Annotated in this window: 12 protein-coding genes and 1 other annotated feature; all 12 genes read right to left on the bottom strand. The window is 49.6% G+C overall.

Features of this window, described 5'->3' with window-relative positions:
• Positions 1–10: 10 nt before the first annotated feature.
• The gene (locus NSQ19_RS05065) at positions 11–913 is read right to left on the bottom strand and encodes an aspartate carbamoyltransferase catalytic subunit (RefSeq protein ID WP_340702503.1); all 903 of its coding nucleotides are present in this window, start codon (positions 911–913) and stop codon (positions 11–13) included.
• Between the two features lie 230 nt (positions 914–1,143).
• A complete protein-coding gene (pyrR, locus tag NSQ19_RS05060; protein WP_017552910.1) occupies positions 1,144–1,686 on the bottom strand; it encodes a bifunctional pyr operon transcriptional regulator/uracil phosphoribosyltransferase PyrR in 543 nt (180 codons plus the stop codon).
• A gap of 169 nt (positions 1,687–1,855) precedes the next feature.
• Positions 1,856–2,767, bottom strand: coding sequence for an RluA family pseudouridine synthase (locus NSQ19_RS05055; protein ID WP_019721964.1), 912 nt, complete (start codon positions 2,765–2,767; stop codon positions 1,856–1,858).
• Positions 2,739–3,236, bottom strand: a complete 498-nt coding sequence (lspA, locus tag NSQ19_RS05050) for a signal peptidase II (RefSeq protein WP_013858996.1) — start codon at positions 3,234–3,236, stop codon at positions 2,739–2,741. The genes NSQ19_RS05055 and lspA overlap by 29 nt, the downstream gene beginning before the upstream one ends.
• Before the next feature lie 191 nt (positions 3,237–3,427).
• Complete coding sequence (locus NSQ19_RS05045) at positions 3,428–3,676, bottom strand: hypothetical protein (protein ID WP_340702502.1); 249 nt, start codon at positions 3,674–3,676, stop codon at positions 3,428–3,430.
• Between the two features lie 201 nt (positions 3,677–3,877).
• Positions 3,878–6,646: an isoleucine--tRNA ligase gene (gene ileS / locus NSQ19_RS05040; RefSeq protein WP_340702501.1), complete on the bottom strand. Its 2,769-nt coding sequence runs from the start codon at positions 6,644–6,646 to the stop codon at positions 3,878–3,880.
• 93 nt (positions 6,647–6,739) lie between these two features.
• Positions 6,740–6,960, bottom strand: a binding site (T-box leader).
• A 49-nt stretch (positions 6,961–7,009) separates the two neighbouring features.
• On the bottom strand, positions 7,010–7,525 hold the full coding sequence (locus tag NSQ19_RS05035) for a DivIVA domain-containing protein (RefSeq protein WP_013858993.1): 516 nt from the start codon (positions 7,523–7,525) through the stop codon (positions 7,010–7,012).
• A gap of 107 nt (positions 7,526–7,632) precedes the next feature.
• On the bottom strand, positions 7,633–8,409 hold the full coding sequence (locus NSQ19_RS05030; protein WP_017554173.1) for a YlmH family RNA-binding protein: 777 nt from the start codon (positions 8,407–8,409) through the stop codon (positions 7,633–7,635).
• A gap of 60 nt (positions 8,410–8,469) precedes the next feature.
• A complete protein-coding gene (locus NSQ19_RS05025) occupies positions 8,470–8,742 on the bottom strand; it encodes a YggT family protein (RefSeq protein ID WP_017554172.1) in 273 nt (90 codons plus the stop codon).
• Between the two features lie 5 nt (positions 8,743–8,747).
• Positions 8,748–9,197 (bottom strand): cell division protein SepF, encoded by a 450-nt coding sequence (locus tag NSQ19_RS05020; protein WP_013858990.1) that lies wholly within the window; start codon positions 9,195–9,197, stop codon positions 8,748–8,750.
• Positions 9,198–9,223: 26 nt separating this feature from the next.
• Entirely contained in the window at positions 9,224–9,901 is a 678-nt protein-coding gene (locus NSQ19_RS05015) for a YggS family pyridoxal phosphate-dependent enzyme (protein ID WP_017554171.1), read from the bottom strand.
• The gene (pgeF, locus tag NSQ19_RS05010) at positions 9,898–10,722 is read right to left on the bottom strand and encodes a peptidoglycan editing factor PgeF (RefSeq protein ID WP_340702500.1); all 825 of its coding nucleotides are present in this window, start codon (positions 10,720–10,722) and stop codon (positions 9,898–9,900) included. The genes NSQ19_RS05015 and pgeF overlap by 4 nt, the downstream gene beginning before the upstream one ends.
• Positions 10,723–10,931: the final 209 nt, after the last annotated feature.

The raw sequence follows: 10,931 nt of genomic DNA, 5'->3' as shown, positions 1-10,931 counted from the left end.
CCTTCATTTTTCAAGCTGTCTGGAAAACCGCTTTTTCTTTCTGTAAAATCGTTTTTAAAATCGCCATCCGGGCAAACACGCCGTTTTCCATTTGTTTGAAAATCCGCGACCGGCTGCACTCCACAAGGCTGCTTGCAATCTCGACATCGCGGTTGACCGGCCCCGGGTGCATAATAATGCTGCCCGGTTTCATCATCCGTTCCCGTTCCACCGTCAGGCCGAATGCACGGTGGTACGCTTCTTTTGTCAGATGGGCGGTTTCTTTATGGCGTTCATGCTGGATGCGGAGCAGCATGACGACATCCGCCTCCGCTACGCCGTCATCGACCGGGACGTACCGGAGATGCATGGTCGGGTCAAACCATTCTGTAGGCCCCGAACACGTGACGGTGGCACCGAGCTTTTTCAATGCTTCGGCGTTTGATCTGGCAACACGGCTGTGGACGATATCGCCGATGATACACACCTTTAAACCGCGGAAGCCGCCGAATTCCTGTTTGATCGTCAGCAGATCGAGGAGGCTCTGGGACGGATGCTGGCCGCTGCCGTCTCCCGCATTGACAATCGAAAGCGCCATATTTCCGGCGAACTGCTTGTAATATTCATCTTCCTGGTGGCGGATCACAACAAGTTTGACGCCGATCGACTGCAATGTTTTCACGGTGTCGTACAATGTCTCACCCTTTTGCACGCTTGAAGCCCCGACTTCAAACGGAAGCAGCTCAAGGCCAATCCGCCGTTCTGCCACTTCAAAGCTGCATTTTGTCCGCGTGCTCGGCTCGTAAAACAAATTGGCTGCAAAAACCGGCTCCGGTGCTTTCCATACGGACCCTTTTGAAAAGGCATCGGCTTCATCCAGAAGTTCCAAAATTTCCTCATTGCCCAAATCGGATATCGTCAGAAAATGCTGCATTTTCCATCCTCCTTTGTTTTTAACCCAAAAAAGCACCCTGCTGATGGCAGGGTGCGTGAAATGGCACGGCAAGTCAAAAGCCTTGCGCGGCCGGCACCCTTCCAAGCCTCTCCGGACTTGCAGTTAAAAGGTGTTCCGTATTCATTTCAATGGAAAAGCCCCTTTGCCTCAAGGGTGCAAAGGGGCTTTCAAAACTCCTTTGCAAACCTCACAGGGCTTGCTTAAAAGGATTACACATCATGGATTGTGACCAGGTCCCGCCCGTCCACATCCGTCAATTGTACAACGATTCTTTCCGACTGGCTCGTCGGGATATTTTTCCCGATAAAATCGGGGCGGATCGGCAATTCCCGGTGGCCGCGGTCAACGAGCACCGCGAGCTGGATCCGGCTCGGGCGGCCGATATCCATCAGCGCGTCCATCGCCGCGCGCACTGTCCTGCCTGTATAGAGCACATCATCGACAAGCACGATCTTTTTACCGGTGATGCTGGATGGCAGGTTCGCGCCCTTCACTTCCGGTTCGCCGTCTGCCGTTTTTTTCGATAAATCATCGCGGTACAGCGTGATGTCCAGCTCGCCGACTTCGACTTTGCGCCCTTCGATTCTCTCAATCCTTTCCGCCAGGCGATCAGCGAGATAAATGCCGCGCGTTTTAATCCCGATGAGCATCGTGTCTTCAATGCCTTTATTCCGTTCAATGATTTCGTGGGCGATCCGCGTCAACGCCCTGCGGATCATGATTTCATCCATTACTACCGCTTTTTGGGCCATGGTGTCTCCTCCCGGGAAAAATCAAAGCCTTCCGCACCGAAGGCAGGAAGGCTTTGTAAAATGAACGTTCCCTTGCCAGCCTCACGGGACTGTTTTTAAAAGGCTTATGAAGTTATTTTTACCTTACCCGTTTTTCATCCGTTTGTCAATATTTTTTATACCGTGATGTTCACAAACCGCGCCTCATTGTGTTTAAAAGATGCGCGAAATCATCCGGCAGCGGCGCTTCAAATGTGAGCGTTTCGCCGGTGCGCGGGTGGCAAAAACCGAGTACCCCGGCGTGGAGCGCCTGGCCGCCGAAATCAATCGTTTTTTTCGGCCCGTATTTCGGGTCGCCTGCTAAAGGATGGCCGATATACTTCATATGGACGCGAATCTGGTGGGTGCGCCCCGTTTCAAGCCGGCATTCGATAAATGTATACCGGTCAAACCGTTCCAGCACGTGGAAATGGGTCACCGCGTCTTTTCCGTTATCGACCACGGCCATCCGCTGGCGGTCAGCCGGGTCCCTTCCGATCGGGGCGTCAATGGTGCCGGCTTCATGCGGAATATTGCCGTGGACAAGCGCAAAATATTTGCGGGTCACCGTTTTTTCACTGAGCTGTGCCGCCAGCTTTTCGTGCGCGTAATCATTTTTGGCCACCATTAACAGCCCGGATGTGTCCTTGTCGATCCGGTGGACAATCCCGGGGCGGAGCACACCGTTAATGCCCGATAGATCTTTGCAGTGGTACATCAGGCCGTTTACAAGCGTCCCTGTAAAATGCCCGTTTGACGGATGGACAACCATGCCTTTTGGTTTATTAACGACAAGCACATCGGCATCTTCATAATATATATCAAGATGCAAGTCTTCCGGTTCAATATCCGGCAATTCCGGCTCCGGCACCTCAATTTCAACCAGGTCCCCTGCCTGGCATCTGTAATTTGCTTTTTCTTTTTTGCCGTTTACGGTAATATCGCCATCTTTAATCCATTGCTGGACTTGTGATCTCGACCATTCTTCCCGGATGGATGAGACAATTTTATCAAGCCGTTCATTTGCTTCGTGTTCAAGAATGGTGTGATCCATTTTTTCCATCGGTTTTCTCCTTTGTCTTTCTGTCTTCCAAAAGCATTGAAATCAGCAACAGTACAACGCCAATCGTTAAACTGGCGTCCGCCACGTTAAAAATGGCAAAATCGTAGCTGCCGAAACGCAAATGGACAAAATCAACAACTTCGCCGCGGAACAGGCGGTCAATAAAGTTGCCGATTGCCCCCCCTAATATGAGGCCGAGGCTCGTGCCAAGCAGCGCCCTGTTTTTTGCGTATTTTTGTATGTAATAAAGAATGCCGGCAATGACAACCAGGGTGATGAGATAAAACAGCCACATCTGCCCTTCCAGTATGCTGAAGGCAGCGCCTGTGTTGCGCGTCGATGTGAGAAAAAAGAAACCCGGAATCACTTCAATGCTTTCCCCGAGCGCCATCCCTTTTAAAACGAGCCATTTTGCCAGCTGGTCCAGGATGACCACAATGAGTGCAACCGCATAATAAAAAATAACCAATCGCTTTTCCTCCGCCTGTGTTTACGGCAGGCGCAAAATGCCGCCTAGCCCGGAATATATTTCTTCCTGCATTTTAGCATAAACAGCAGGCAGTGAAAAGAACGGACGGCCGGATCCCGGTCCGCCCGTTCGTGTCTGCTTTTTCAGGCGGATTCTTGCTGATTGAAGTTGCGCAAAAGCAAGGCCCTTTTCTAGTGAATAAGATCATACGGGACGGTTACTTTGCCGTATGACAGGATGGTTTGCCGGTCCGCAGGCAACAGGGAAGGGATTTCCGCAAGGCCCGTGGCAACTTTCCGGGTGCCGTGGAACCCATCCAATGCCGCCTCAATCTCTTTCAGTTCCTCCTGAACCAGATGTTGCACAAGCTCATGTTTCGCCTCGTACACGGATAATTCAGCCCGTAGCGATTGCAGCCAAATTTTCGGATCTTTACGCATCTTCCAACAGCCTCCCCGCTTCTTTGTTGGTTTTAGCATTCCCGCAGGCAAGGCTTGTTTGCGGAAAAACGTTTTCTAAAAGTAACAAAATCATGCAGCGGCAAACGGTTTTTGCCAGTTAAAATCCGGCGCTGGCAATGGGCTGAAATCCGTTAAAAAAGCCGGCGCTGCATGTCTTCATGCAAGCCCCGGCTTAAAGCTTCACACTTCCCGCATCAATGTTTTCACAACTTGTGCACAGCGCGGGCAGAGCGTCGGATGGTCATGGTCCAGGCCGACTTCCGGCGTTACAACCCAGCACCGTTCGCATGTTTCGCCTTCCGCTTTTTCGACAACAATGGCTGCGTGTTCAAGCTTCAGCGCATTTTCCGGCGCGTCTTCAATGGCGCCTGCCACTTCAAATCCCGATACAATGAACAATTGCTTTTTGCTTTCCGAAATGCTGTCAAGCAGTGCTTTCGTCTCCTCATTCACATACAAGGTTACTTTTGCCGTCAGCGATTTCCCGATTACTTTTGCATTCCGCGCTTCTTCCAATGCTTTTAAAACGTCTCCCCGGAGCGCCATAAACGCATTCCATTTTTCTTCAAGCGCACTAGCATCCGGCAAATCCACATATTCCGGCATATCGGTCAGCTGGACGCTTTCTTCCGCGACACCCGGAATATACTGCCAGACTTCATCAGCTGTATGCGGCAAAATCGGCGACAACAGCTTGGTTAAGGCAACAAGGCATTCATACAAAACGGTTTGCATCGCACGGCGTTCCGGATTGTCTGCAAGTTCGATGTACAGCACGTCTTTTGCAAAATCCATATAGAACGAACTGAGGTCTATGGCGCAGAAATTGTTCACCGCATGGTAAATCGTGGCAAACTCGTACCGTTCATAAGCTTCCCGCACTTCTTTTACAAGCTTGTTCAATTTGACAAGCATAAACCGGTCGACCTCGCGCAAATCTTCATAGGCAACTTGGTGCCGGGCCGGGTCGAAGTCGTTCAGATTGCCCAGCATGAAGCGGAACGTGTTGCGGATTTTCCGATAGACTTCGGACACTTGTTTTAAAATTTCATTGGAAACCCGGACATCCGCCTGATAGTCAACGGAAGCGACCCACAAGCGGATGATGTCAGCCCCCAGCTGTTCAACTACTTTGCCAGGCAAAATTGTATTGCCGAGCGATTTGCTCATCTTCCGGCCTTCGCCGTCCAGCACAAACCCGTGGCTTAAAACGCCGTCGTACGGAGCGCGCCCTGTTACCGCCACACTGGTAATGAGCGACGAGTTAAACCAGCCGCGGTACTGGTCGGAACCTTCAAGGTACAAATCAGCCGGCCGTTTCAAGCCTTCTTGTGCAGCCAGCACGCCCTGATGGGAAGAACCGGAATCGAACCAGACGTCCATAATATCCGTTTCTTTTTTAAATACGCCGTTCGGGCTCGCCGGGTGCGTAAAGCCTTCCGGAAGCAGGTCTTTCGCTTCCCGTTCAAACCAGACGTTTGATCCGTGTTTGCGGAACAGGTCGGACACATGCCGGATGGTTTCTTCCGTGATGATCGCTTCGCCGTTTTCCGCGTAAAAAACAGGGATCGGAACGCCCCATGCACGCTGGCGGGAGATGCACCAGTCGCCGCGGTCGCGGATCATGTTATGCATCCGGAGTTCGCCCCAAACAGGCGTCCAGTTGACCTCTTCAACGGCTTTCAAAATGTCATCGCGGAACATGTCAACCGATGCGAACCATTGCGATGTTGCCCGGAAAATTACCGGTTTTTTCGTCCGCCAGTCATGCGGGTACGAGTGCGTTAAAAATTTCAATTTCAGCAGCGCCCCCGCCTGATCCAGCGCTTCGCAGATCGGTTTGTTGGCTTTGTCGTAAAACAGCCCTTCAAAACCGGGCGCGTCTTTTGTCATCATGCCTTTGTCATCTACAGCGCAAAGAACATCAAGCCCGTATTTTTTGCCGATGAGAAAGTCATCTTCCCCGTGTCCAGGCGAGGTGTGGACGCAGCCGGTCCCGCTGTCGGTTGTGACGTGGTCTCCGAGCATAACGAGCGAATCGCGACCGTACAGCGGATGTTTTGCAACAATGTACTCCAGCTTTTTCCCCGGAACCGTTTGAACGACTTCCGCGTTTTCCCATTCCAAAACGCTGCTTACTTCTTCAAGCAGGGCTTCGGCAACCAGATATTTGTTGCCGTCCGTTTTTACGACCACATAGTTGATCTCCGGATTGACGGCAATGCCGAGGTTTGACGGAATGGTCCAAGGGGTCGTCGTCCAGATGACGATTTTCGTATCCGTATCAAGCACGCCTTTTCCGTCTTTTACGTCGAACGCAACATAAATCGATGGCGATTTAATGTCTTTGTACTCAATTTCTGCATCTGCAAGCGCGGATTCGCTGGAAGGGGACCAGTATACCGGCTTCAGGCCTTTGTAAATATAGCCTTTTTTCGCCATTTCCCCGAATACTTTGATTTGCTCGGCTTCATATGCGGGCCGGAGCGTTAAATACGGATTTTCCCAGTCGCCGCGCACGCCGAGCCGTTTAAACGCTGTCCGCTGGCGATCGATTTGCTCATGGGCATATTTTTCGCACAGTTTCCTGAATTCGGCAACCGACATTGATTTCCGGTCTACGCCTTTTTTTGTCAGTTCCTGCTCAATAGGTAGCCCGTGCGTATCCCAGCCCGGTACATAAGGGGCATGGTAACCCGTCATCGATTTAAACCGGTTGATGATGTCTTTCAATGTTTTATTCAGGGCGTGGCCCATATGGAGATCGCCGTTTGCATACGGAGGCCCGTCGTGGAGCACAAACAGCGGCCTTCCTTCCGTGCGTTTCATCACCTTATGATAAATATCCATTTCTTCCCATTTTGCCTGGATTTTCGGTTCTTTTTTCGGCAAATTTCCACGCATCGGAAAATCCGTTTTCGGCATTAAAAGTGTATCTTTGTAATCCATGCTGATCCTCCTGTCTTTTGCATATTGTATTTTGAATTTTTCGTTATGTTCAGCCTTGCCAAAAATCCAATAAAAAAACCTTCCCATCCCCAAAATAGGGACGAGAAGGTTCCCGCGGTACCACCCTAGTAGGCATCCAATATGCCCGCTCGACATCCGTAACGTGGAAGGTCCCGCTTAACTCTACTGGCCTTTTCGGCGTTCAAGGCAAGAACTCAAGGGGGATGTTCAGGTTGCGCGCTTTGCCGGGCTCGCACTGTCCCCGGTTCGCTTGGAAAGCTTTCACAACCCTACTGCCCTGTCATCGTTTTTTCGTATACAGTATTGAATGTACTCTATTATAGTGGACCGTTTTCGGATTCGTCAAGTTTGATTTGCTTCTTCTTCTTCCAGTTCAAACTCCGTAGCATCGACTTCAAATTCCATCAGCTTTTCCCAGTCATCGCTATCAATCAGGTCAAGCTGCGCCTCAATCAGCATTTTAAAGCGCGTCCGGAAGACTTTCGACTGTTTTTTCAGCTCTTCGATTTCGAGCGCAATTTTCCTTGCTTTCGAAAGGGCTTCATTGACAATCCGGTCGGCATTTTTTTCCGCCTCGCGGATGATCAGCTTCGCTTCTTTCTGGGCATTGCCCTTTACTTCTTCCGCCGCTTCCTGGGCAACAACAATCGATTTATTTAAAGTTTCCTCAATGGAAGAAAAATGGCTCAGCCGTTCGTTTAGCGATGCTACTTTATCTTCCAGGTTTTTCTTTTCGCGGATCAGCATTTCGTAATCTTTTATCAGCTGGTCAAGGAATTCATTTACTTCATCTTCATCATAGCCGCGAAACCCTTTGCTGAACTCCTTATTATGTATATCTAAAGGCGTTAAAGGCATGTGGCCACCTCCTGTTCAATTTGCCTTTCGATTGCAAGATTCCCCTTCTTTTTTATATTATAATGGAATTCGACGATTTTTTGGGAAAATCCTGCTAATCAATCAAATTATTTTAAAATCCCTGCCACCATTCGCCATTTTTCTTTCTTCGTTTTGCCTTCCACCCGGATGAGCCGGCTTCTCCCGTATCCCCTGGTTGAAAAAGTATCGCCTTCCCCGCACTGGAATGACGGGTCTTCCACTGTTTTCCAGTTCACTTTCACAAGCCCGTGCTCAATCAGCATCCGCGTTTTCTGCCTTGAAATGTTATAAACGGCGGACAAAATCGCGTCAAGGCGGAGCGAACTGACGGTGGCCTGTTTTTCAAGCCAGTGTTGTTGCTGCCGGATGGCCTGATCCAACTGCATTTTCGTAAGGGTGACCGGCGTTTTTCCGATCTGCCGGAATTCCATTTGAATAAAGTCCGCAAGTTCGGCCGCAGCGAAAAACTGAATGCGCCCTTCCCCGATTAAAATATCCCCGAATTTTTCGCGTTTCAGGCCGAGCGCCATCAGCGAACCAAGCACATGTTTATGTTCAAAGGAAACAAATTTGGCAGGGTAATGTACTTCGAATAAGGCAAGATGGAAGTCGTCCTCATCCGGAGAAAAATAGTCAGGAAAAAGCAGTATTCTTTTCCGCTCGCTCTCTTTGTATCCGCCAAAAGCCCGGACGGAGACCGCGCCGTGATTTCCGGTCACCGTGTTGACAATCTGCTGCATCCGCGGATCCAAAAAATCCGTCAGTTCAGGGGCATACGCATCTTCCACGTATTGTTTCCAGGCCAGCACCTGGTCAATAAATTCCTTTTCATCCGGCCGGAAATGCTGGTAAATCGAATCCATTTGTCTTTGCTCCTTTTAAAAAAAGGAACTGCACAGTCCCTTTTTCTGAAAATGGCTTTTTTACATGAACCAAGAAAAAATTTGCGCAATGCCGGCTCTTGCCAAATCCAGGACAAAAAAAGCGACGATCGGAGAAATATCAATCATGCCGATCGGCGGAATGATTCTGCGGAAAGGGTCAAGATAAGGTTCCGAAACGCGCGCAAACAAACGCCCGATGTCGGTGTCCCTGAGATTAAACCACGACATAAAGATATAAATCAGGAGAATGTAAGAGTAAATTCTCATGAGAAGCAGAATGATGTTTAAAATTGAGACTAAAATTGGATCCATCCGGTTTATGGCCACCTCGTATCGTCATATTCCTGCCCCTGCAGGAATTCAGAAATTTTTCCGGAAACTTCCACGTTATCCGGCGTACAAAGAAAAATATTGCTGCCGACTCTCTGGATATCGCCTGCAATGGCGTACACCGTCCCGCTCAGAAAATCGACAATCCGCTTCGCCTGGTCATGCGGCATGCTTTGCAAATTGACGACCACCGCGCGCCGGTTTTTCAAATGGTCGGCAATTTCCTGTGCATCGGCATAAACCCGCGGTTCCACCAGAATGACTTTTGAAGACTTTTGGACGCTTTGCAGGCTGACCACATTTTGCCGCGCATGCCGGACCGGTTTCTCAGCGGGCTGCTCGGGTTCTTCATACTCTTTTTCCATCATTTCTTCTTCCTGGTCTTCGTATTCATCATCAAGCAAAAAGAATGACTTAAATTTCGTTTTCAGTCCCATTCCATTACACCTCCGTTTGTTTTCCCTTATCCGACAAGCGCAGTGCCGATTCTGACAAAAGTCGCCCCTTCTTCTACTGCAATTTCAAAGTCATTGGACATTCCCATCGACAATTCACGGCACGGAGCGTAATCCAAATGCAGCGATTCAATATCCCGCTGCAAAGTTTTCAGCCCGCGGAATGTGCGCCGGATGACGTCCTGATCTTCCGTAAGCGGCGCCATCGTCATCAAGCCCGCAACGCAAATATGCGGAAAATCCTTCAGTTTACGGACAAAATCAACCACTTGCCCGGGCGCCATCCCGTGTTTCGATTCTTCCCCGGAAACATTCACCTGAATAAAGCATTTGATTTCTTTATCCAATTTTGCCGCCCTTTTTTCGATTTCCTCCGCAAGGCTCAGTCGGTCCAAAGAGTGTATGTAGCTGACTTTATCAATAATGTTTTTAACTTTTCTTGTCTGCAGCGTCCCGATAAAATGCCAGACGGGGCGGTTTCCGAGCGCCTCGTATTTTGCCAGAAGGCCGTCGTCTCGGTTCTCGCCAAGATGCCGAATGCCTGCTTCCAGTGCCTCTTTTGCCCTTTCTGTTGTGACATATTTCGTTACTGCAATGATTTCCACATCCCCGCGGCTTCTTCCTGCCCTTTGGCACGCTTTTTCAATTTTTTCGTTGATGTGCGCGAGGTTTTCCGATACTTTCATCTCTCCGGTGCTCCTTTTATACCAATAAAGCCAAGCATTCTCCCGGCAGAGCCGTGATCACGCCGGTGCGAAAAAAAGTCTTCTTCACAACAACTTGTGCACAGGCTGCTGACTGCGATCCGGCTTTCCGGAATGCCTGCCTGCTGTAATATGATTTTATTTAACTGCTTTAAATCGAGCGCATACTGGCCGGGTGATTTTTCCACGTACGGCAATTTTTCTCCTTTGCCGGTCCAGGGGCGGACAGCCTGGATGACACGGTCATCGACAAGATAGCACTTGCCGCAAATGGACGGTCCGATGACGGCTTCTATTTCATCAAGTGGCACCCCATCCTTTACCCATTTTTCAACCATTTTAGCCGCAATCCCGCGGGTGGTTCCTTTCCACCCCGCATGTGCGATCCCGACGCGGCCGTACTTCGATGCGAAAAAGAAAACCGGCACACAGTCCGCAAACGCCAGCACAAGCAAGATTTCTTTTTCATCGGTGTACAATCCGTCCGTATGCGGAAAAGAGGAACGGTATTCAGCCGCCCCCTTGCCGGCATCTTTGCGCGTGACCCGTTCAACATGGTCTTCGTGCGTCTGTTCGGCGCCGATCCAGTTTGATAAAGGGAATCCGGTTGCACTTGCAACGATCTCCCGGTTTTTCCTGACCGATTCAGGATCGTCGTCCACATGGAAAGCAAGGTTTAAACTGCCGGGAAAATTTGTGCTTGCGCCGCCGTTTTTCACTGTAAATCCGGCACATATCCCGTTTTTTTGCCAGGCGCCGACAGCATAATACAATGCCTGTGTTTTTACAAACGGTTCTCTCATCACACCCTCACCCGGTTTCTCTTTTGTACTATTATACCTTTTTATCCATATGTCTTCTATACATTTTCGCATTGAATGCGTTTTTTTCCGTACTGATTTTATTTATAGCAAATTTCATCAAAATTCTCTACTTTTTAGCTTAAAAACGGGGATAATCCGGAAATTTCCGGGATGTAACGTGTTTGTAACGAAACTAATAAATGGCTGTT

Source organism: Weizmannia sp. FSL W8-1119, assembly GCF_038008605.1.
GTDB classification, from domain to species: Bacteria; Bacillota; Bacilli; order Bacillales; family Bacillaceae_C; genus Weizmannia; species Weizmannia coagulans.
The sequence above is the reverse complement of the archived record's forward strand: the minus strand, read 5'-3'. Positions and strand labels throughout refer to the sequence as shown.